Origin of the sequence: Rhodohalobacter sp. SW132, from assembly GCF_003390325.1 — a bacterium.
GTDB lineage: Bacteria > Bacteroidota > Rhodothermia > Balneolales > Balneolaceae > SW132.
The window spans coordinates 668,965-692,683 of record NZ_QUOK01000001.1; the positions used below are offsets into that span (position 1 = coordinate 668,965).

Sequence of the window (23,719 nt, forward strand, 5' to 3'; positions counted from 1 at the left end):
TGCAATGAGCTGGCAAGGTCAAAGCTTTTCCAGATCTTCAGCGATCAGGTTTACCGGCGTCATACTTCCGCCATATTCAAAAACCAGGCGAGACCGGTCGTCAATAAGCAGAATTTTATCCGAATGGCTCATAAAATAGATCGGATCGCCCCCTTCCACTTCCCGTTCATCGCTGATGGATGTTCTGACTTTTACGCGCCTCATGAGCTCATCAATTGTCTCCGGATCACCGGTGAGAAACTGAAATGGTTCGCGATCCATCTCAAAAGCATACGCGTAGTGCCGAAGAACATCGGGCGTATCGCGTTCCGGATCAAAAGTAATCAAAGCAAACTGGGTTCCTTCGGGATGAACCCCTTCCTCATACACCTTTTTAATGTTCGCCGTAATGAATGAGCAGATATCGGGACAGTGTGTATAAACAAACCCAACCACCAGCGGAGCTCCGTTAAAATCATCAGGAAACGTAACCTGCTCCCCGTCCTGGTTGATCAATTCAAAAGATTGATCGCTGTAATCATCCAGACGATCACTGCCACAACCCTGCAGGATCAGGAGTATGAGAATTGTTGCTGCTATTCGAAAACCGAAACTATTGAAATACATATACACATTTATATTAAGTGAGGAACCGCAGATGCATCTAACGTTTTACCTGCATAAAAAATTTACTCTTATGCAATGAAAAACGTGTGAAGTAAAGATCTTGTATCTGCGGAAATATTGAAAATGAATTTAAGCTTAACGTACGTATCTTGTAATGATAAAATAATTACTATTTTACTTCGTATGTAGTTCTTACAAATTCGTGTTATGTCAAAGGTGAACTATCCAAGATGAGTTGCCGCATATTTTTTAATAGTCGGCGGATACAGGTTCAATATCTCCTTCAAGGATGACTCATCCGATACATTGAACATGATTATTTATCTTTAACAGCACCAGGTGGCTTACAACTGTTTAGCCATTCATATTATTCATTTGCTTTAGTGTTACCCGATCAGCACCGCTATTTCAAACTATCTATCTGACGCGCTTGAAATTTTTTACAACTCTTATAATCACAAATATTCTGTTAGTTGTGTTTTTCTGCACAAATCCGCTCCCGGCGGAGGCGGCCGAAATGCTGGACCGGAATGAGCCAACTGACCCAGTAATCTGGAGTGTTTCGTTTGAGGGCAATGAAAATTATTCCAGAATTGTGCTGGAAGAGGTTATCGCATCACGGAGTCCAAATCTGATACGAAAACTATTCCGGCGTTACAGCGAGTTCAGATTGAATGAAACAGAACTCCGGAGAGACAGAATTCGCCTGATGCGCTTTTACGAAAGACGGGGGTATGATCAGGTTGAGGTAGATTTTGAAATTACTGAGGGAAACAAAGAGTGGAAAAAAAATATCACGTTTAGAATTCGTGAAGGAGAACCCATAAGAATTTCTTCTTCGAATATCGTAATTGATGCCCCTGAGAATATTGCAGAATACATCGAGTCCCTCGAACAGTTTAATAGCGATAAAGACTCTCATGATCTCAGAGAAAGCCATCGCTATCAAACCATCCGAAAGCCTGATGTTGAAGGGCGTTTTAATGAAACCATGCAGAATTATGGATTTCCCTGGGCCGAAACAGAAGTTGTAGCAGATATCGATTCACTTGCCAAATCAGCTGATGTACAGGTTGTGCTTCGCCCCGGTGCGAGAAGTTATTTTACCAATTTTGAATTTGAAGGTATTGAATCCGTACCGGAACGCATTGTCCGGCGGGAAATGGGAATCAGGGACGGAGAACTTTATGACCGCCGTAAAATTCAGGAGGCACAACGGCAGATTTTCGGTCATCACCTGTTTCGATTTGCTACCATTACGCTGCCTGAGCAAGAACAGGATTCTACACTTGACCTGAGAATCAGGGTCCGTGAAAATCCGCTGCGGACTGTACAGGCAACTGTGGGTTTTGGCAGTGAGGAGCTGCTCCGCGGCCAGGTTTCCTGGCAGCACCGAAATATCAGCGGAACCGGACACAGGCTTGGATTTAATGCACGCGGATCTTTTATTGAACAGCGTTTAGGCGGTGATTATCTCATTCCCTATGTATTTAATACACGCAGCAGTTTCGTCACATCCCCATTCGGGCAGCGCAGGCTGGAGCCCGCCTTTGAACTGTTACGCGCAGGTATTACAAACAGTCTGGTCTACCAGATCGGAAGAACGCAAACAGCCACCGCCTCTTATGAATACACAATGAACGAAGAGCTCTCCCGGCGGCAGGATGTGAGCCTCCCGGATACCGTACTCGGCTACAATGTTTCGTCTCTTGTTTTCACCGGGTACTACAGCCAGAGTGTATCCCGTGAGCCCGAGGGGTGGGTGATTCAGCCATCAGCTGAATTTTCGGGAACGTTCGGAGAGGCTACCTATAAGTTTCAAAAACTCACCCTGGATGTACGTCATTATTTACCGGTTTCAAGCAGTACTACTATTGCAGGGCGAATCAACACCGGAACAATTTTTTACACACAGCCGGATAGTCTCCCCTCAAATATTCGTTTCTTTTCCGGAGGCACCAACTCCGTCAGGGGCTGGTCGAGGCAGTCTCTCGGGCCAAAACGCCCATCCTTTGATGGCGGAGAATTCGACGGATTTGTGCCGCGCGGCGGACGAGCCATGTTCACTTTTAATATTGAATTACGGCAGCAATTAAACTTCCTCTTTAATGGATTTGGAATGGGATTATTCCTGGATGGAGGCCAGGTCTGGCGTGCACTCGACAGAATGGACGAACGCCCCATTCAGTTCGGTACCGGTGGCGGGTTACGATATCAATCACCAATCGGCCCGATACGCATCGACATTGGGTATAAAATTAATCCCTTTGATGAAGACCTGAATCGTTATAATGACGTTGACAGGGGCAGTGAGTGGGACAGAATTGGAATTCACTTTAGCATAGGGCAGGCATTTTGACAGAATCAGAACAACAACCCCCCAATAAACGAAGGAGCTACCTGAAGTGGATGATCGCACTGTTTGTGATCATTCTCCTTATAGGTGGTGCACGGATGGCGCTGAAAAGCGACTGGCTGCTGGATTATGCGAGAGATCTGATTGTGGAACAGGCGAATCAGCAAATAAACGGTGAACTTGAGATCGGTACCATCCGGGGTGATCTGCTCTTCGGGCTCACCATCACCGATATTCGGATTTCAGACCTCAACTCCGATGAAATTCTTTCGGCTGATACACTTCGGGTCCGCTACACACTTCCCAGAGTTATCCGCACCCCTCACCGCCTTGATCTTCTCAGCTTAAACGGGGTTCAGGCCAACCTTGTGCAGGACGAGGATTCTGTCTGGAATGCAGAAAAACTAATTCCAGCCACCGAAGAAGATCCTGAAGAATCAGATCCTGTTTACTGGTCAATTGACAGAATAATTCTCGACCACACAAATGTCTCTGTTCGATCTGATATTCTTCTGCCCGACGGTTTCCTTGAGGTAGAAGATCTTGCATTGCAAACGATGGTAGAAATGTACCCCGACCGATGGCTGGTCTCCCTTGATGAGCTATCACTCACGCTTCGTGAAGGGCGGCTTCCGTCACCGATTGAACTAAATATGCAGGCCGTTGCGAGGGATGAACAAATTACGCTCGAATCACTGGTTGTAAACACCGGGCGATCACTGCTCCGTGCCCGTGCCTCGTACGACGACGGGGAAAGAATTACCGGTGAGGCTGAATTAGCCCCGATTGCACGAAATGATATCGAAGCGTACCTCGAGGAGTATCCTCTTAAAAAGGATCTTCAAATTGGACTCACCGCTGAAGGCAGCCTGACGGATTTGAATATCTCTGTAACTGCTGATGCCGGCACAGGCGGTAATTTTTCCCTCAGCGCCGGAACCGATCTGTCCGACCCTTATATTCTGCACTCTCTGGATCTTGAGGTCAACCAATTCAATGGCGTTGAACTTCTTGGTGATACAACCCTTCCAACCATTGAATACCTCACTTTTTCGGGTTCCGGGATGATCAATCCTGCTGAACCGGAGCGGGCAAACTGGAGCGGCGATCTTCTTGTGGATACCTTCTCGCTTGATGAATATTTTCTTGATCGTGCAGAATTCAGCTATTCTGTTGAAAATGAGTCTGCCTCTCTTACAGGTTCCCTCACCAAACAGAATGAAGAAATTGAGCTGAATGCTTCCGCTTCAGCCCTGTTTTCAGACGCTCCGCAATGGCGTGCCAACCTCTCCACTGCCGAATTGAATCTTGCAACCTGGCTGCAAAACCCCGATTTAGACAGCCAACTAACCATCAACCTGGAAGCCGACGGAAGCGGGATTGAACCCGAGGCCCTTCGCAGTAATGTAGATCTGCTCGTATCAGACGGACGATTTGGCGACCAGGAGTTTTCATCGGTTCAGTTTACCGGACACATCAACCCGATGGAAGTTACGGGTGATCTTCTTGCGCTGATTGATGAAAGCCGCTTTTTTGCAAACTTCACGATTGATGACTGGGCTGATGCACCAAACTATATTTTCGAACTTGGAATGGAGAGTGTAAACCTTGCCGAGTTAAACGGACTTGAAGAGCTGCCTACCTATCTGAACGGGACGCTACAGGGAGAAGGACGCTCATTTGACCTGGAAACTCTGCAAATGTCAGCTGTCGCCAGGCTGGATTCGAGTATTGTAAATGGAGAGCCTATTGATACCCTTCGGGCAGATCTCACTATCGAAAACCAGGCCTTATTTGTTGAAAATGCCATTTTGGAAAGTCCGATTGCAGATTTTGATTTTTCACTCCGTCAACACATTACAGATTTTAATCACCCACAGAACCAACTTCAGTTCACGGCTATCATCAAAGATCTTTTCCCCATTGCGCCGCTATTTGGATTAGATAATCTTGCCGCTGAAGGTCGTATTGAAGGAGAATTGGAAAGAAACGCTGAAGATATCCTGGAGTTCAGAAGCACACTCGAGCTCGAAAATATTGTAGTGGACACACTTTTTACTGCAGAACGAATCACAGGCGGGGCTACGGTCCGGCTGCTGGATGAAATTGAAGCCGAATCGAACGTGCAGATTTCACAACCTGAAGTTGCCGGACAAATGGTTCAGGATTTCAACATCACTGCCTCCGCTACGCTGGCTGAGGATGAAACTTTCGGAAATCTCGGTTTTGAGTTAATCAACGATGAGGAGAGCCGATTAGTCCACTCCGGTCGCTACAGTATCACGCCTGAACGTACGCTGCTCACCACTACCCAGATTGAGTTTGAAACTCCGGCAAATACTCTCTCTCTGCTGAGGCCCTTTGATATCACATTTGCTGATGACATACTTTCCGTAGATACCCTCAGAATTCAGTCGCCAGATGCTTCAACCTATATCGAATTCTGGGCTCCGCACGTGGATTCCCTGTCACAAAATCTCGGGCTCGATGCGAGCGAACTGAACCTGGGGGTTCTGCAGCGAACAACCATCGGGGAGGAATTTGTAGACGGATATCTTTCCGGTAAAATCCAGGTAAACAACAGCCCCGACTCTCTCAACCTTCAGGCTTCGGGCCTTCTCGAACAGCTTCAATTCGAAGATGGAGAAATGGATTCACTGCAATTCTCTGTTGATCTCGCCAATGAATGGCTCGGTTTAGAGTTAAATGCGTCACATGATGGATCCGAATTATTCAGCGGAAGCACAAGAGTTCCATTTCTGCCCGGTGATCCTGCAACCTTTGATGACCAGTTTTTTGATCGCGAAATTGAAGGCGATTTTGTCCTGAACAATACAGACATCAACTATTGGCTCTCTTTTGTGCCCGGTTCGGTGGCAGAAGAGACCGAAGGAACACTTTCATTTAACGGCCGGCTGGGTGGGCAGGCAGGCAGACCAGAATTCTCCGGTGAACTTGAATTCAGAGATGGCCGGCTTTCTGGCGTACCCATCGATGCGGTAGATATTGGAATTCAGTATGAGCACGATGAGCAGGAGGCTAGCTTTGACGGCAATATTATTTCCAGAGGTGATGAAATTCTCAGTTTCGATTCAAGAGTTCCATTTAAAATTGACCTGAGAGAGCTCGAATTGCAACTCCCATCCGATGATGACGACATTCACGTAGACATTCAGACAAACGATTTCAACCTGGCAATTTTTAACGATTTTGTGGATCGGGATGTCATCCGGCAAATTGCAGGGCGGGTCAACGGCAGCCTGAATATTTCGGGTACATTTGCGAACCTGGAGCCATCAGGTCAATTTCAACTCACGCGTGGATCAATGCGAATCGTGCCTGCGGGAATCACCATTGAGAGTATTGGCAGCCGCATAAGTTTCAGGTCAAACCAGCTGGAGCTCCATGAATTCTCTATGCAAAGCGGCCCTGGCCGTATCCGGGCATCGGGCACCGTTGAAATTGATAACCTCGTACCGGGTGAATTAGATATCCGGATCAGGGGAAATCAGTTCAGAGCTATAAATACTCCGGAGTATAACGCTATAATAGATCTCACCTCGAATATTACCGGAACCTTTGAAGAACCAAGCCTACGCGGGTCACTCACTTTTCTGAGCGGATATGTGAATCTGCAAAATTTTGGAGAACGAGCGGTAGAAGACGTCGCTTTGGAAGGTGAAGATGAGGTGGAACCGATGGCTTTTTATGATTCCATGGAAATCGAAATGGATGTGAATTTCCGGCGCCAATTTTTTATTCGGAACAGACAGTTCCTGGATCTTGAAATTGAACTGGGTGGTCAGGTAGATCTGCTAAAACGGCCCCAGGACGACCTGGAGATGTTCGGGCAGCTTGAAGGGGTTCGCGGATATGCCAGGCCGCTTGGCAGAAACTTCGAGATTGATGAAGCCTTCGTCACCTTTTCCGGACCTGTTGAAAACCCTGAGCTTAACGTTCGAACACAATATATACCCCCTCAGGCGCGAACCGATGTGGTCATTTATTACATCATCGAGGGCACAGCACAAGATCCGGAATTTCGTTTTGAAAGTGAGCCCCAGATGGAGCTGCAGGATATTTTCAGCTACACGGTTTTTGGGCGCCCATTTTATGAACTTGAATCCTGGGAACAGGTTGTAGCCGGCAGTGGCGGAGGACCATCTGCTGCTGATGTGGCACTTGATGTGCTGCTCGACCGTGTTGAATTGCTGGCTTCCCAGCGCCTCGGAATTGATGTGGTTCAGATCGATAACTCCCGGACCGGGTCAAACAGCACAACTTCTATCCTTACAGGCTGGTACCTGAACCGGAGAACCTTTTTTGCACTGATTAATGAGGTGAGTACTACTCCAAAAACACTCTTTTTACTTGAGTATTTGCTCACTGAAAACCTGGAGCTCATCATCACGCAGGGAGATGACAGCCGCGAAGGGGTTGACCTCAGGTGGAAATACGATTATTAAGTATTGACCTGAGGTCGATTTCAATGATGATTATAAACCTGAGTTCTTTTCTTAAATTTATCGTATATCAACAAAAACAGTCCAAAAAGGGCGTTAGTTAAATTAATTCGTCAACAATTATGTCATGCCGGACTCCGATCCGGCATCTCCTGCCTTGTTAAGGACGGGAGATCACGCATCGAGTGCGAGATGACGCCCTTTTTGGACTGTTTTTTACATTTTTAAATCGAACTCAGGTTATAAAACTAACACATCATTGAATGAAATCAGGCTATTGGTGCATACAGTAATCAAACCCAGGGAGACTGGTCCGAGGCCTGGGCAATTTTTGCCGTGTCGATAGCGATCACCAGCTCTTCGTTTGTCGGGATCACATACACCTCTGTTTTTGAATTATCGGTGCTGATTTTTTGAATCGCTCCACGGTCGGGCGAATCGTTTTTCGTATCGTCCACTTCAATTCCAAGATAGCTCATCTCTTCGAGTGATCGCTTTCGGATCAGCGGAGAGTTTTCACCGATACCGGCCGTAAAAATAATTGCGTCGCACCCGTTCATCGACGCAATATATGAGCCGATATACTGCTTGATTTTATAGCAAAACACATCAATTGCCTGCTGACAGCGCCGGTCTCCGTTCGACGCTTCTTCTATCAAATCCCTCATGTCACTGGCATAACCGCTGAGGCCCAGAAGCCCGCTATGACGATTAAGAAGAGCGTGTACGTTGGCAAGCGACAGCTCCTCTTTCTCAATCAGATAAAATAGAATAGAAGGGTCGAGATCGCCGCTTCGTGTTCCCATCACCAATCCGGAAAGCGGAGTAAAACCCATCGAGGTATCGATCGATTTTCCGCCATCAATGGCTGTGATCGACGCACCATTTCCCAGGTGGCAGGTGATTAATTTTGTATTCCCCGCCTTTTTTCCGGTCTTTTTGTAATATTGGCGGCTCACGAAGTAGTGCGATGTTCCATGAAATCCGTACTTACGAATTTTATATCGCCGGTAAAGCCGGTTCGGAATTCCATAAAGAAATGCTTTATTGGGTAGTGAGTGATGAAAAGCCGTATCAAATACAGCCACATGCGGAATATCCGGCAGGTTTTTTTTCGCTGCCTGTATACCGCGTAAATTTGGCGGATTATGAAGCGGGGCAAGGTCAAAAGCCTGTTCAATCGCAGCAAGTACGTCCTCATCAATCAGCACGGAATCTTTGAACATCTCACCACCATGCACAACCCGGTGTCCTACGGCCTCAATGTCTGATGGTGAAGAGATGATTTTGTTCTCCGTATCCAGCAGGTAGTTCATGATCTCCTGGAGCGCCTCGCTGTGATTGGCAATCGTTCGCGTGTTTTTTGTATGACGCCCTCCTTCTGGTTCATGTTTTACAATAGATGTCACAGCCCCGATCCTCTCTACAAGTCCCCTGCATAAATTTTTCTCTTCGGATGTGTCGATCAGGTTGTATTTTACGGATGAACTGCCGCAGTTGATGACGAGTATAAGCATCTGTTTTTATTTATTTTTATAATTGGCGTTCATTCTAAAATATGAAAAGACTTGGTGACATTCCTGAATCTGAACCGATCTTTTATCTGTTTCTCGGGCTGAAATATTTATCATCGGTAACATCTCATATACTTTCTAAATGGACAATCAAATCCGTCTTCAGGCAGCCTGTCATCACTTCTTTTACCGGTATAAATCTGCATAAATCTGAAAACATTCTCTCATGAAGTTTCGCATTCCAATTCTCACTTACATGGTCGCTTTCCTGGCAGGCGCGGCATTCAAACTGATTCAGTATATCATTCAGCCCGAAGCTGTTGCAGATTTCAACACGGTGATTGTGGAATTAACCATCGTGTCGGCACTGGTTGCTGGCGGTGTCTCCATTTTCTACGCATTTAAAGCGAAAAAAAATAACCCTGAGTAAGATTTACAATCTCCGTCATCTGTTAAATTAAATTAATAACTCCCACTAACTTTTAACATCTTCAGCCTTGATTGTTAGAGAGGTATCAGAGATCATTTGATACAAAATTAATACTAAAGATATATGCGCCCAGTACTATTTATATCGGCTTTAACGGCAACTCTTATTTTTGCCTGTACATCCGATCAAAACGGTTACGACTCTATTCTCCTCGATCATCTTGATCCGGAGATTACGGAAATGCTGGATCTGGTTTCGGCTGATACACTGGAAAAAAATATCCGCCACCTGGCCGATTTTGGAACTCGTCACACGCTATCAGAAACCGAAAGTGATACGCATGGAATTGGTGCAGCCCGCCGGTGGATCAAACAGGAACTGGACCGATACAGCCAAAATAGTGATAACAGGCTTGAAGTGGAATTTCACCGATTTATTCAGGATCCAACCCGCAGAATTCACGAACCTGTTGAAATTGTAAATGTTGTAGCTACTCTTCACGGTACAGATCCCAATGACGATCGTATTTTTGTTGTAAGCGGCCACTACGACTCCAGGGCCACGAGCGTAATGGATGCCGAAAGCCTGGCACCGGGCGCTAATGACGATGCATCAGGCACCGCAGCTGTAATGGAAATGGCGCGGATAATGGCCAATTACGAGTTTCCTGCTACTCTTGTTTTCATGGCGGTTGCCGGGGAAGAACAGGGGCTGCTTGGCGCTTACCGCTGGGCCGAGGAAGCCGCCGAGCAAGGGAAAAATATTGCCGGGATGATTACAAACGATATCATAGGGAATCACCAGGCCGAAGGCGGACAGCTTTATGATCCTAACCGCGTACGCCTTTTTGCACAAGGCGTCCCCCCTCAGCGCCGGCTTGATATGGAAACCCGCCGATATCTGCAGACCGGTGGTGAAAGCGACATGCCTACCCGTCAATTAGCGCGGACGATAAAAGAGACTTCTGAAAGCTACCTCCCCGAGATGGATGTTTGGCTCATCTACCGCCTTGATCGGTACCTGCGAGGGGGAGATCACAGCGCTTTTATTGACCAGGGATACCCGGCGGTACGATTTTCTGAACCGCACGAAGAGTTCGCCCACCAGCATCAAAACGTCCGGGAAGAAAACGGTGTACAGTACGGAGATCTGCCCGAATTTGTTGATTTTCCTTATGTAGGGCGTGTCACCCAGGTGAATCTGGCTGCACTTGCGAACCTGGCGCGATCACCCAAACCGCCTGCCAATGTTGGTATGAATATTTCAAGACTTGAAAACGATACGCGACTTCGCTGGGAGATGTCAGATTCGGAACACCTGGGCGGGTACGAAATTCTTTGGCGTGAAACGACTTCACCGGTCTGGCAGCATAAAGAGTTTGTGGAGGCCGGAGTTCACACATACACCGCGAAAAACGTCTCAAAAGATAACTGGATTTTCGGGGTCCGTGCAGTCAGCCAGAATGGTCATACCGGAATCCCGGTCTATCCAATGCCTTTCAGAGAGTAACAGAATAGCAGAAGTATCACACCTGACTATCCAGAAAGGGAAGGATGGTCTCTTCAAGAAAGTTAAACACATTTCTCTGGTAGGCTCTCGATCCGGAACCGCTCTCTACATCGGATGTAATACTGATGACAGCGTCCAGTTCAGGGATCATCAAAATGTACTGCCCTCCATTTCCCCATGCGAAATATACATATGTTTCACCTACCGGCTTACTCCACCACATGTAACCGAAATTGTAATCGTTGAAATTACTATGGGTATACACTTCAAGCGATTCCTCAATCCAGGATTCAGAAATCAGCCTGCGCCCGTTGTACACGCCGCCATCCATCACCAGTCGGCCCAGTTTTAATAGCGCTTCAGTGCTGATCGCCACGTTATTTCCACCCATATAATATCCCTGCGGATCTCTGTCCCAGCCGCCTACGGTTATGTTCATCGGCCCAAAAAGATATTGATTGGCAAACTGCAGTGTACTCATACCTGTGGCACGAGTTAAAATAACCGATAGCAAATGCGAAGTTCCGGTGCTGTACATCATTCTGCCACCCGGCTCCTCTTCAAAATCCCGGTTTAGCGCAAAACGGATCCAGTTTGAGCTTACAACCCACCGGCCGTAGTTATGAAAACTTGTGGTCTCCATTCCCGTACGCATCGTCAGCAGGTTTTTAAGTGTTAATGACTCTTTTACGGGATCAGGATGCTCATTAAAATAGTCCGGGAAAAACTCTCCTATCTGCTGATCCACTCCCTCGAGGTATTGCTGATCAATCGCTATACCAATTAGGAGCGAGAGTACACTTTTTGATGCGGATTTAATATTGGTCGTTCGATTGGCATCCATACCGCCGCGGAATTCATCAAACAGCAGTTCTCCATCCTGCTCGATCATGACACCATAAATTGTTCCTATATCAAATATTTGGCTCAAATCATTTTCTGAAGATGATGATTGCCCGTTTATGGATAATGGAATGCAAAACAAAAGTATCAGCAGACAACTGCGGTACATAGTTCGATGGATGGGTTAAGAATTGTCTGTGACTTAACGATTGAAATCAGCCGAATCATTCATGAAATACAAACTTTTACGCACTCGTGTCAGAGGAGCTCTTGATCACGTCTGTGAACCGTTCGGTACTTCTGCTGCGATTTTATCCACCCAAAAAAACTGGGCAATCATTTTGAAATCGTCAGTTAACATTGCTTGTTTTAAAGCTTGTTCAGTCCCTTTTTCAGTTCTACAAAAACTATTCAACTACCGAATTTACTTTCAAGCCTTTCTAAGTTTTTCCTTTGAAACAAATAAACGATAGGAGTAATGGATGGAAAAAATACCATAAAAATTATCCAAAATTTCTTGTGGTAAAATTTTCTGTATGCAATATCACCAATCACAATGAGCCAGGCAGATGCTGATAAAATCATTGCTGCATGAATAATGACCTTAGGAGCAGCCCCTTCTTGAAGTAAGTACATAAGTGCAACTATCGTAAGCAGAACACTACTTATGACAATGATCCAAACTAACCTGGAGTTTACTTTAAATGCGGAATATTCCATATCGCTTTAACTTTGTGTTAAAGATTAATCATACTTCGCTCTGAAACATTTCATGATCTGTCTTTTCAGATATGAAACTCACGTTTGGCAGGTTCTTCAACCACCTTACCATCGAACAGATGAATTTTCCGGGATGCATATTCGGAGTCGTGCGGTGAGTGAGTTACCATAATGATGGTCGTGCCCTGCTGATTCAGTTCCGTTAAGAGCTGCATTACCTCATCACCGTGATCCGAATCGAGATTACCGGTTGGCTCATCGGCAAGAATCAGGCCGGCATCAGCTACAACCGCACGTGCAATAGCCACTCGCTGCTGTTGACCGCCGGATAGCTGCTGTGGAAAATGATCCCTTCGTGGCATCATGTTCATTCGGTCGAGTGCAGATTCAACTTTCTCTTTTCGTTTAGCAGGGGGAAGACCGAGATACATCAACGGAAGTTCTATATTTTCAAAAACTGTCAGCTCATCAATCAGGTTAAAACTCTGAAACACAAACCCGATATTTCCTTTTCGAAGAGCCGCTCTTTCCCGTTCACTAAATGCGGATGTCTCACGGCCCATGAAATAATACTCTCCTCCCGAAGGTTCATCAAGCAGGCCAAGAATGTTCAGCAGCGTTGATTTGCCACAACCGGATGGGCCCATAACTGCTATAAATTCACCTTCAGCAACTTCAATCTCCACTTTATTCAGAGCTGTGGTTTCAATTTCTTCGGTTGTATAAAGTTTATTCAGTGCTTCTGTTTTGATCATTTAACGGTACCCGAACTTCAGGATGTGATATTCTGGACATTAGATTCATTATCAGAATCTTTATCTGATGAATGTGGATAACTTAACGATAATTTAACAACTGGTTCTATTTACTTTTCCGGCAGATGTTCAATTCAGGATTAGTACTTCTGAATTGCTGAAGGTGTCATACCCGGATGTGATGACTTTGTCGCCGGGGTTCAGGCCTTCCAGAACTTCAAAATATTGCGTATTTCCGCGTCCCAAACGGATCTGCTGCCGGTAGGCACGCTCCCCGGAGTCATCTACCCTGTAAATCCAGCTGCCGCCGGTTTGCTGATAAAATCCGCCCCGGGCAAGAAGCACGGCCTGTGTTTGATCACCGAGTTCAAGCCGGACCCGAACGGATTGTCCCCGACGGATACCCTCCGGGACTTCCCCCGTAAAATCCATATCCACCTGGAAACGTCCATCCTGTATCACAGGGAACAGCCGGGTAATCACCAGGTTATACCGGCTTCCGGCAAACGGAAAACTGCCTTCAAGTCCTGCAGTTACTCTTGAAAGGTAGAACTCGTCGATCTCTACCCGGATTTTAAATCCATCAAGCTGGTCAATTTGCCCCAGTCGTTCTCCCTGCGAAACCGATTGACCCTGGTTCAGTTCAACCGTGGAAAGCTGACCCGATATCGGGGCCGTTACCACAAGATTAGTCAGTATTTGCTGAACACCTTCAAGACTTTGCCACATTCTCTCCTCGGAATTATCCAGCTGCACCAATTGATTCTGCATTTGCAGTGAATCTTTTTGATACGACTCGTAATTCAGTTCATACCTGCGCTGCTGAAACCGGTAGTTGTGCCGCGTCTCTTCAAATTCTTGTTCAGATATCAGGTTGTTTTCGTAAAGCGCACTGTCTCTCCTAAACCTGGGTTCCAGGAGTGCCATTTGAGTTTCAGCATTTGCGAGCTCTTCCCGCAGCCGCAGATGATTTTGCTCGAGATTCAGTCTTGAATTTCGGACGTTATTAATCTGATCATAAATGCCCGCCTCCTGCTGCATAACACTGAGCTGAAGATTGGAATTTGAAAGAACAAGCAGCGTATCACCCTGTTCCACCATTTCCCCTGATTCCACCATTACTTCCTGTACAACTCCTCCCTCCACGGCATCCAAAATGGTTGAACGCAGCGGCTGTACCGTTCCCGAAACTTCAATAAACTCCTGAAATGCACTTTCCGTTACTTCATGGATTAGAATCTGGTCGGTGTTTACGGTCTCACTGGAACGAGAGTCCAAAAAAAACAGAGTGTATATCACAAAAGCCACGACCAGCAATACTCCGCCAATCAACACAAGTTTTCCTTTGCTGATCCTCTTTTTTTCTATTTTTCTGTCCATTCCCATAATTAAAACCTGCACTGCTTAACTTTAACTACTCTCTCCTCAAACTTTCTACGGGGCTGAGCAGCGATGCCCGTATGGAAAAAGAGCTGATCGCAAAAATACTGATTACTACAGATATTACTGAACTTGCAAAAAATGTAATGCCAAGATACCATAAAAGGTTGATCGCGTAGGGAAATTCTTTAAAACCTGTACTTGCCAGAAAATACACAATGGGCAGCGCAATCAAATGAGCTACCACAATCAGTTTAACATAATCTTTACTGAGCAGGTAAAAAATCTGTACCGCAGTTGCGCCCATCGCTTTCCGTATACCGATTTCCCGTGTTCGTTTGCTGATGGAATATGATGCAAGACCAAGAAGACCCAGGCATCCGATCCCCAGTGCTAAAATAGTAAACACACCCATCAGCGTGCTGAACTGCTGCTCTTGCTGGTACATTTCATCAATTTTACGGTCGAGGAAAAAAAAGTCGAATGGATGAGTGGGATCCAGATCATCCCAGACCGATTGTATATGAGCCAGGGCATCATCCGGATTGGTGCCGCTGAGCCGTATTTTTATATAATCGATATTCGAAACGAACTGCACTTCCGATGATGGCAGGTCCAATATCAAAGGCTCAAGATCGTACCGAAGGTGAGCAAAATGAAAATCGTCCGTCACACCCACCACGCTGCCGGTTTTGCCCGCGAGCTGAAACGTTTTACCCAAAGCTTCTTCCGGCGTACCCCACTCCATGGAATCCACCATTGCCCGGTTGATTATCAGGGCGTCCTCAGGATCCGTAGAAAATTCGGTTGAGAAATCCCGGCCTGAAAGCAGGTCAATATCCATCGTTTCCAGGAAATCGTGTGCCACAAAAAGTTTTGCAATCGAAAACGCCTCTTGTTCGCCATATCCTTCCGGCGCAATTTGATAAGTGTAATAGATATCGGAACCCAATACCGTTTTTGAGCCGGAAACATTATGAATGCCGCTATGGGTTAACACACGTTCTTTAAATTCATCGTAATACCAGATAGCGAGACTCATTGAAGAAGGGACTACAATGACCTGCTCCCGTTCAAACCCCATATCCATCCGCTGCATATGCTGATACTGCAGGTACGCGAGCGACGTTCCAATTAATAAAATAGCGGTAATGGTAAATTGAAATATAACCAGTGATTTTCGGAGTTTTCCTCCTTTTTGACCCTGGGTAAACGTCCCCTTTACCGCTTCAATCGGTTTATAACCCGATAAAAATGTGGCCGGGTAAAATCCCGCAAGCAGTGTAATCCCAGCAATTAAAAGGAGTGCCACCCCGGCAATGGTATATCCGCTGTATGCGGCAATTTCCACCTCTTTACCCGTAAACATATTGAAATATGGCATCGCTGTGATAACTATAAAAGCACTCAGCAAAACCGCAAAAACGGTGTATATGAGAGATTCGAATAAAAATTGCATTCTCAGCTGGTACTCATCAGCACCCAGGGTTTTTCTAAGCCCAACTTCTTTTGAGCGTGTTAATGCCCGTGCAGTAGATAAATTGATATAGTTGATACACGCAATCAGCAAAATAAGCACGGCGATTGCAGAAAAAATTACAATGTACAGAAAGCTGCTGGTTGGCCCTATTTCGTTATCTGCAGCGGAGTGAAGGTAAATCTCCTTTAATGGCTGCAGATTTAAAACGACTTCTTCGTTTTCACCAAAAAAAGATGCGTAGTATCGGTCGGAGAAGTCGGAGAGCTGTTCTTCAAGAAACTCTTTTTCCGTTCCTGGTACTGCCAGAATATATGTCCAGCTGGAGGCCCACAGCCAGCGTTCGGTAATCTGATCATAATTCCTCCATATATCACGAAGTGATTCGAATGAAGCGAGCAAATCGGCCCTGATATGACTCTGCCGCGGCCACTCTTCCATTACACCTGTAACGGTTAGAAAAGTCTGCCCTTCATAGAGTAACTGCTGCCCCATTGGATCTTCATCACCAAAATACCGGCTGGCAACTTCCGGGGTGATGACAACACTTCCAGGTTCTGATAATGCAGATTCGGCATTCCCCCGTATCAACGCAATATCAAACAGGGTAAAGACAGATGGATCCGTAAAAAAGAAATGTTCTTCCCGAAAAAAAAGCTCTCTCTCCCTGTTCCCGATAGATACATTTGGAGCTTCCATATCAAAAAAGCGGACGGATTCAGACACATATCCCTGCAGGTCGTTGTCTATCGCGCTTTTGAGTGGAAATGGCGTTGATGCAGACTGTGTTTCATCACCGTTGTAATGCGTCGTTTGGGTAACCCTGAAAATGTCGTCGCCTTTGGTGTGATGACGATCAAACCCGGATTCATCCCAAACATAGATCGCGATAAACACAAAACACGCAATTCCGATGGCTAAGCCGGCAAGATTGATACAGGTATAGACAGGTTTTTTACGAGCATTTCGAAATAAAATCAGAAAGTAACTTTTTATCATACGCACTTTACGACTCGTCTAAAACTGATCTGCAATTAACAAGAGTTTGAAGAAACGACATTGTTACATTTAATCTTAAATATTAAAATCTTTTAATTAAAATTTCCTTACAGCCTCAAAATCAAGTTGAGCACGAACAGTCAAAATTCTCTGTTAATAAGGCGCTAAATCTCTTTTTTTGATCCATCCACAGCTTGTATATTTGTTGAAACGAAAAACCCATATGATTCAGCCAAGTATCAAACTTTCAGTACTTCTTACAACTCATCTGCCGAAAGCAGATCTGCTCAACATTTTGCACTCTTTGCTCAGAATGTCGTCTGCCAATACAGAAATTATCATCATAGACGACCAAACATCCGCTGAGATCTCCTCTGAAATACAGCAGATTCTTCAAAATTACGATAATGACCTGGTATTTCTTCTTGAACATGAGAAATCTACAGGCAGAGGAAACTGCCTTAACGAAGCCGTTATGCAGGCTACTGGCAAATTCATCTGGGCACCGATTCGCGCCAATCGTTTTAATGTGAATTTGTTTAAACAGGCACTAACCCGATTTTCATCAGACCCTGCGGCTATTTGGGTGATGGATTTTGATTTGCCATCTTCCACCGAGCGCTGGCTGAAAGAAGTAGAGTTCGGGCATTTTCCGGATGACAGTTGTTTTATCTGGAACCGCTCTGTTCTGGACGGAGACCAGCTTTTCTTTAACCCGTTCATGACGCACCTCCATGGTGCAGAGCTCGCCATGCGGGTATACGAAAAGCACGTTTGGCACCGTACCGATCCCTTTTTCGTAATTGGTCAAAACCAGTTTCTTACGCCGGCCGGAACCAATATTGAAGAATTTTTCAGATCGGCTCATCGACTGGCCAAAACGCAGGAATCCAGGAAGGCAATTCTTGAGCATCTGTCTTCTGTAGATATTTCACCAGCTTCAAAACAAGACAGTGTTAACCTGCTTACTCAAAGCCGACAACTGCTGGCACAGGATGATGCAAAAAATGCCCTCGAACTCATCGATGCCTACCTAAAAAAGAATCCTGAAAACTTTGAGGCAGTTCAGGTTAAAATCTCTACACTCGAAAAACTTCGCCGGCATGTTGAAGCCGCCGAACTTAAACACGATTTAAAACAGTTTACGAAGAGGCAACTGAATGTTTCTCCCGAGAAAAAGTCTGATACACCGCAACTGTCTGATTCTGAAAACCTCGGCAACAATGATCGTGACCCACTGCATGATCATAATCATTCAGAAGTAAGAAACATACCAACCAATGAGTCCAGTTACAGTATTGTCATACCGACAACCGGAATTGGAAAAATCCATCTTGAACGCACCTTAACATCTCTTGAAAAAGTAGCTTCATCGGCAGAATGTGAACTTATCATCATAGATAATGCAAGCATTGACGATACTTTCGATTATCTTGAACAATTGGCAGAGTCAAATTTTTTCAACCTGAAAACCATTACCAACTCTTCCAATGCCGGTTTTGCTGCTTCTGTAAACCAGGGAATCTCCAAAGCAAAAGGAGATTTTATTCTTGTTATGCATAATGATGTTGAGCTGGAGGATGGCATTCTTGAAACATTATCGGAGGCATTTCAGCAAAGCAGCGATATTGCGCTTGCTGCACCACTTATTAATGATACTGACCTCACAGCCCAGCAGCCTGAACAGCAGCCCGGCGAGCAATACGTACAGACCGATACGGTTGACAGCTGCTGCTTTATGGTGAAAAATGGATTTTCATTTCAATTTGACGAGTCTTACGGTCTCGCTTATTTCGAGATGGACGATTTATGTAAGCAAATCAGAGAGAATGATTACCAAATAGCTGTTGCTTCAGGTGTTACGGTTACGCATCATAAAGGCACCACTATCCAAAAAATGGGGTTTACATTAACACCGCCGAGAAAGTGGAAAAACCGTGAAATCTTTCATAAAAAATGGAATCCGGAAAATGAATTTTCAATCCCTGATCAAGGCACTATAACGGATCGTCTCGAAAGATTAGAGCCCCCTGTAAATCCCGCTGATCCGCCCGACGACTGGGTGCATACTGTACACGATTTTCTTACCGATGAAATTCGTACACAAATCATCCGGTCTGATCTTACACCGCGCGAACTCTTTACAATTGTACCGGTGCTTCTGATGGCAGATTGCAGAGAGCTGCTTCGAAATCTTGAAGACAGGCTTGATGATATGGAGCTGCCCGTACCGCTGCTGATGCTTTTTATTCATTTTTATTACGAAAAAAACATCTTTTCAAGATGCAGGCATTATCTTGATAAAGCGGGTGACTCCCACCCTGCATTTGACCTGTACAGGCTAAAAATTCATGTTGATGATAAAGAGACAGATGAAGCCTCAAAACTTCTGACCCGGATGATAGATAAACACCCTGCGAGTGCCGACCTTTTTTCGCTCGCCTCTAAAATCTATTTGCAGGGTGGTGATAAGGATGAAGCAAATTCATTTGCCGCAATGGCCAACCAGCTTGATCCCGTGCAATATCCACCCGAGGAAACTGCATTTAAGGTTAAGTTTTAGCCTTGGTGAACAACGGGTCAATTTGCAGAGACTGCCAAATAGAGCATAGTATTGCAAAATAATTTATCCATTTCGTGATTCCGAAACCCGCATCAAGTACTGGATAACACTCTATTTTGATGGTCTAAACTACTTCTGCATTTCAGCAATAGAAAGAAGCTGCTTTAAATCAGTGACTTTTCGTTCATAGCCATTTTTGGCATAGCTGTGCATCAGGTTTCGGATGCAGCGGGTTAGAATATCGGATGTTTCTGCTCTCTCAAGATGTTCGGCCCGGGGCTCAATTCCATTTTTTTTCAGAAAATAGTAACACTGATCGTAGGTAACAATTGTACCCCCGTCGAAAGGATCAATCAGAATATTTTGCTTGTGCGTCTGGTAGATCAGCATAAAGTGAATCGGCATATTCACACCGTAAAACGGTAGATTTAATCTGCGTGCGAGCATCATCACTACCACACTTAACATGATTGGCAACCCTTTTCGCCTGTCAATTACGCGATCGAGAAATGCATTTTCAGAGTTGTGATAATTTTTGGAATCTCCCCTGAATCGAAGTTCCCGGAATATAAAGTGAAGTAAAATCCGCATTTTTTCATTTAACGAAGGAGTATATGCAATATCTCCGCCTATTTGCCGGGCCATGTCATCCAGTTTTTGTTTATACTCCGAAACCCTGAGTGTGGGGTTGCCAAATCGTGCTAAAACAAAGAGAGCCTCTTCAAGCGATCGGCGTCCCTGGATGCCGCTTTCAACAAGTGCCGAAAAATCTTCGAGAAGTGCTCCATACGTAATTTTATGGATGATTTCATTAATACTCTGCCGCTCCGAATCATGCACAGATTCGCTTTTATATTGGTCCAGAAGGGGCACAGCGTGCTCTCCCAGTTCATTCAATCGGTTTTTCACACCGGTCTGAACTTCGGGATCAGGATCCTCAAGCAGATAAATAAGTGATTCTATTTCTGATTTGTTTGTCATGATTCAAGCAACAATTATTGCAAATAAACTATTCCATCTTTTTATCAATTATCGGCGAGTTTAACCTAACAATAAAATGAATGATCAATCAACCTGTTATTTGTAGCTTCTGCTTGTCAACTTTCAAAAAGCGGTTTATAAAGGAGGTACAGAACACGTATATTGTCTGTTTAAATAAACGATGTTACACTACATGCAGATATATATCCCATCTGAAACCGCACCGCTAAAAAAAGTAATTGTTCATACACCGGGCCACGAGGTTTCGCTTGTAAACCCCGAACTGAAGGATGAGTTACTTTTTGATGATATTATCTTTGAGGAAGATGCCAGAGAAGAACACCTTGATATGCTGAAGGTGTTTCGTGCAGCTATGCCTGATGACGGTGAAATCCATGAAATTACCGATCTGGCTCTATATTGCCTGAAGGATGAATCAACCCGTAATTGGTTTGTAAACCAGCTGGTTGAGCAACTCCCCTACGAAAATCTCGCTGTGGTTCAGCATATTCTAAATGATTTGAATCCTAAACAGCTGCTTCAATTTGTGGTAGAAGGCACGCTGGATAACGAGAATCCGTTTTCTCTGCATCCCGCACCGAATCTTTTGTTTACGCGCGATCTTGCAGCTGTAGTGGGGCAGCAAATCATCCTTTCAAAAGCCGCCAAAAGAGCACGGGCCCGTGAATCTCTGCTGATGGAACTCATCTTGCTACACCACCCTATATTCACCGGTTCGGCGGATCACCTGATTTATACCGGTGGAAGCCAGTCTATTGAAGGCGGTGATGTTCTGGTCGTAAACGAAAAAATTGTGCTGATCGGGATGAGTGAACGCACATCATTCAGCGGACTGGTGGGGGTAGCCAATCAGCTCCTAAACGGAAATGTTGAACATGTTCTTGCTGTTGATATCCCTAAAAAACGGTCATCTATGCACCTGGATACAATTTTTACCTTTGCAGATGAAAATGAGTGCATTGTTTTTCCTCCTGCCATTGTAGAACAAACAAATAATGTGGTAGAACTCTACCAAAACGGCCATGATGATGCCATTCTTTCCCGACAACACTCAAGTCTGAAAGGTGCGCTTGAAACACTCACACAAACGTCATTTAATTTTATTCACTGCGGCGGTGAAAATCGGACCACACAATTTCGGGAGCAGTGGACGGATGGTGCAAACGTTTTTGCTCTCGCGCCAGGAATTATCGTAGGGTATGAGCGAAACACCAAAACATTTGAAGCACTCGCTGAAAACGGCTACCGGCTGATGACTCAGTTTGAGTTTATCGAAGAGTTTGCGGATAAACCGTTTGACCATAACGATTCAGGTAAAATTGCGATTAGCTTCCAGGGGCACGAGCTTTGCCGGGGACGCGGCGGCGCACGATGCATGACACTCCCAATACTAAGGAATTAATTTATACCGACAGATTTGCCTTATCCCCATTCGAATATTCCGGAAACCGAAACTGAACCGATACCTAAACAGGAAGAGTCCATCAACAGCCCGGGTACCGGTGAGATCATAAAACACTCGGCGCTCTTCATTATAACGTTTGCCTGTGTAACCTTTTTCGGAATTTTCTGGGTAGGTCAGGGTGAAAACGCAGAGAGCTACCTCGATATGTGGCCCGAGGGTGCACTTTTCGCAGCTCTTCTTCTCGGCTTTTTGGCAACCCACGAGTTCGGCCACTATTTCGCCGCAGTATATCATAAAGTTCGGGTATCACTGCCCTATTTTATTCCCTTACCATTAGGCATCGGTACGATGGGGGCAGTCATAAAAATCAAAGAGCAGATTCATTCCACGAAAAAGTTGTTTGATGTAGGCATCTCCGGGCCAATTGCTGGTTTCATTGCGTCTCTTTTAATACTCCTTTACGGATTTATCACACTGCCTGACCCATCTTTCATAGAGAATTTCAGCGGCCATGAGGAGATAACTCAGCATGTAGAACAAACGGGAGCATTTCCTGATGAACCGCCGGCCCCGCCTGAAGGTGCCGGGGTCATTATACTTGGTGACACGATCCTCTATTCCTTTTTGGCGAGCTTTTTTGATGACGTACCTCCTATGTATGAGATGTATCACTACCCATTTTTGTTTGCCGGATGGCTTGGCCTCTTTTTTACGGCCCTGAACCTGATGCCCATCGGGCAGCTCGATGGCGGGCATATTCTTTATTCGCTACTCGGGTATAAAAAACATCAAAACGTTGCACGGTGGTGCTTTGGAGGAATCACGCTGCTTGCGGGTATCGAAGCAATCCCCTTTTTATACCTGCAGTTTTCTGAATGGATTCCCGGCTTTGAAATCAGCTCTACCGTAATATGGGCGCTTGTTCTGTTTTTCCTGCTTCGTAAAGGTTTTCATGGCGCATATGAATGGATTGCGCCGGTATGGACGTTATCACTTATCGGTTCAGTTGGTTATCTTTATTTTCTGGGTGACGGACTTGACCAGGCCGGATCGCTGATATGGGTATTCTGGTCGTTTTTCCTGGTATATTTTGTAAAAATTGAACATCCGCCGGTAATTTATGAACAGCGTTTGAGTCCGAACCGGCGTCTGTTGGGCTGGATCAGCATGATCGTATTTATCCTCTGCATCAGTCCGTCTCCAATCAGTGTAATCAGTTAATCATTATTTCATTTAAAACATCTCAATGACTCGTATAGCAATTTTTTCCATCCTGGCGATATCTGTAACATTGATCTCATGCGGGAACGATTCTCCACAGCTCGACTCAGATTTGACGTTAGAACAACAGGTGAATATTCTTATTGAACAAGATGAATATGAAGATGCACTTGACCTTTTAGCGGACGAGGACGAAACTGATCCGGTGATAGCCGAACTGTTAGAAAAAACACATCTCAATTACGGACTGCACAGTATGAACACCTTCGACGCCGATGAGATGAGAACCCGAATGAATAATGCATTGATGCAATTTGCGGAGGTACTGAGAATCAACCCGCAAAACGCAGTCGCCCGGGAACAAATTGATCAAATTATGGGCGTATACGCTACAATGCCGGATCGCGGTCCGGATGATGAAGCGTTAGAAGCACTCAGAGATGTAGGCTACGAATATTAATCCGATGAAAAAGGCA

The 23,719-nt window shown here is 45.2% G+C and carries 16 protein-coding genes; 8 read left to right on the top strand and 8 right to left on the bottom strand.

All coding sequences use genetic code 11. The features are described 5' to 3' along the window. Positions 1-18: 18 nt before the first annotated feature. On the bottom strand, positions 19-606 hold the full coding sequence (locus DYD21_RS02865) for an SCO family protein (protein WP_116032010.1): 588 nt from the start codon (positions 604-606) through the stop codon (positions 19-21). Positions 607-1,036: 430 nt separating this feature from the next. Between DYD21_RS02865 and DYD21_RS02870 the strand changes: the two genes are divergently transcribed. Both DYD21_RS02870 and DYD21_RS02875 read left to right on the top strand, forming a co-directional pair. Next, on the top strand, positions 1,037-2,965 hold the full coding sequence (locus DYD21_RS02870; RefSeq protein ID WP_116032013.1) for an autotransporter assembly complex family protein: 1,929 nt from the start codon (positions 1,037-1,039) through the stop codon (positions 2,963-2,965). Continuing rightward, the gene (locus tag DYD21_RS02875) at positions 2,962-7,428 is read left to right on the top strand and encodes a translocation/assembly module TamB domain-containing protein (RefSeq protein ID WP_147303478.1); all 4,467 of its coding nucleotides are present in this window, start codon (positions 2,962-2,964) and stop codon (positions 7,426-7,428) included. Before DYD21_RS02870 ends, DYD21_RS02875 begins: the two co-directional genes overlap by 4 nt. A gap of 290 nt (positions 7,429-7,718) precedes the next feature. Here DYD21_RS02875 and DYD21_RS02880 read toward each other — a convergent pair whose 3' ends face one another. Continuing rightward, the gene (locus DYD21_RS02880; protein ID WP_116032022.1) at positions 7,719-8,942 is read right to left on the bottom strand and encodes an acetate/propionate family kinase; all 1,224 of its coding nucleotides are present in this window, start codon (positions 8,940-8,942) and stop codon (positions 7,719-7,721) included. A 223-nt stretch (positions 8,943-9,165) separates the two neighbouring features. On the opposite strand from DYD21_RS02880, the gene DYD21_RS02890 reads away from it, so the two are divergent. Continuing rightward, on the top strand, positions 9,166-9,369 hold the full coding sequence (locus tag DYD21_RS02890; RefSeq protein ID WP_116032027.1) for a hypothetical protein: 204 nt from the start codon (positions 9,166-9,168) through the stop codon (positions 9,367-9,369). A gap of 123 nt (positions 9,370-9,492) precedes the next feature. Further along, complete coding sequence (locus DYD21_RS02895) at positions 9,493-10,878, top strand: M28 family metallopeptidase (protein WP_116032030.1); 1,386 nt, start codon at positions 9,493-9,495, stop codon at positions 10,876-10,878. Between the two features lie 16 nt (positions 10,879-10,894). Here the strand turns inward: DYD21_RS02895 and DYD21_RS02900 are convergent, their stop codons facing one another. The 5 genes from DYD21_RS02900 to DYD21_RS02920 all read right to left on the bottom strand — a co-directional run bounded on the left by DYD21_RS02900 (position 10,895) and on the right by DYD21_RS02920 (position 17,052). Next, positions 10,895-11,809 (bottom strand): serine hydrolase, encoded by a 915-nt coding sequence (locus DYD21_RS02900; protein WP_158551391.1) that lies wholly within the window; start codon positions 11,807-11,809, stop codon positions 10,895-10,897. Positions 11,810-12,132: 323 nt separating this feature from the next. After that, entirely contained in the window at positions 12,133-12,357 is a 225-nt protein-coding gene (locus DYD21_RS02905; protein WP_147303479.1) for a PLDc N-terminal domain-containing protein, read from the bottom strand. A gap of 149 nt (positions 12,358-12,506) precedes the next feature. Further along, positions 12,507-13,196, bottom strand: a complete 690-nt coding sequence (locus DYD21_RS02910) for an ABC transporter ATP-binding protein (protein WP_116032042.1) — start codon at positions 13,194-13,196, stop codon at positions 12,507-12,509. Positions 13,197-13,325: 129 nt separating this feature from the next. Continuing rightward, positions 13,326-14,576: an efflux RND transporter periplasmic adaptor subunit gene (locus tag DYD21_RS02915; RefSeq protein WP_158551392.1), complete on the bottom strand. Its 1,251-nt coding sequence runs from the start codon at positions 14,574-14,576 to the stop codon at positions 13,326-13,328. Between the two features lie 34 nt (positions 14,577-14,610). After that, positions 14,611-17,052 (bottom strand): ABC transporter permease, encoded by a 2,442-nt coding sequence (locus DYD21_RS02920; RefSeq protein ID WP_116032049.1) that lies wholly within the window; start codon positions 17,050-17,052, stop codon positions 14,611-14,613. Between the two features lie 223 nt (positions 17,053-17,275). On the opposite strand from DYD21_RS02920, the gene DYD21_RS02925 reads away from it, so the two are divergent. Beyond that, entirely contained in the window at positions 17,276-19,615 is a 2,340-nt protein-coding gene (locus DYD21_RS02925) for a glycosyltransferase family 2 protein (RefSeq protein ID WP_116032051.1), read from the top strand. 129 nt (positions 19,616-19,744) lie between these two features. Here DYD21_RS02925 and DYD21_RS02930 read toward each other — a convergent pair whose 3' ends face one another. After that, positions 19,745-20,596 carry a transglutaminase-like domain-containing protein gene (locus tag DYD21_RS02930; protein WP_116032055.1) on the bottom strand — a complete coding sequence of 284 codons (852 nt, stop codon included), beginning with the start codon at positions 20,594-20,596 and terminating at the stop codon, positions 19,745-19,747. A gap of 193 nt (positions 20,597-20,789) precedes the next feature. Here DYD21_RS02930 and DYD21_RS02935 point away from each other — a divergent pair, with 193 nt between their 5' ends. From DYD21_RS02935 to DYD21_RS02945, 3 genes are read left to right on the top strand one after another with little or no spacing between them, the layout of a single operon-like run. After that, positions 20,790-22,019, top strand: a complete 1,230-nt coding sequence (locus tag DYD21_RS02935; RefSeq protein WP_116032058.1) for an arginine deiminase family protein — start codon at positions 20,790-20,792, stop codon at positions 22,017-22,019. Between the two features lie 15 nt (positions 22,020-22,034). Then, positions 22,035-23,243 carry a site-2 protease family protein gene (locus tag DYD21_RS02940; protein ID WP_116032061.1) on the top strand — a complete coding sequence of 403 codons (1,209 nt, stop codon included), beginning with the start codon at positions 22,035-22,037 and terminating at the stop codon, positions 23,241-23,243. Between the two features lie 25 nt (positions 23,244-23,268). Then, positions 23,269-23,703 carry a hypothetical protein gene (locus DYD21_RS02945; RefSeq protein WP_116032065.1) on the top strand — a complete coding sequence of 145 codons (435 nt, stop codon included), beginning with the start codon at positions 23,269-23,271 and terminating at the stop codon, positions 23,701-23,703. The last annotated feature ends 16 nt before the right edge of the window (positions 23,704-23,719 follow it).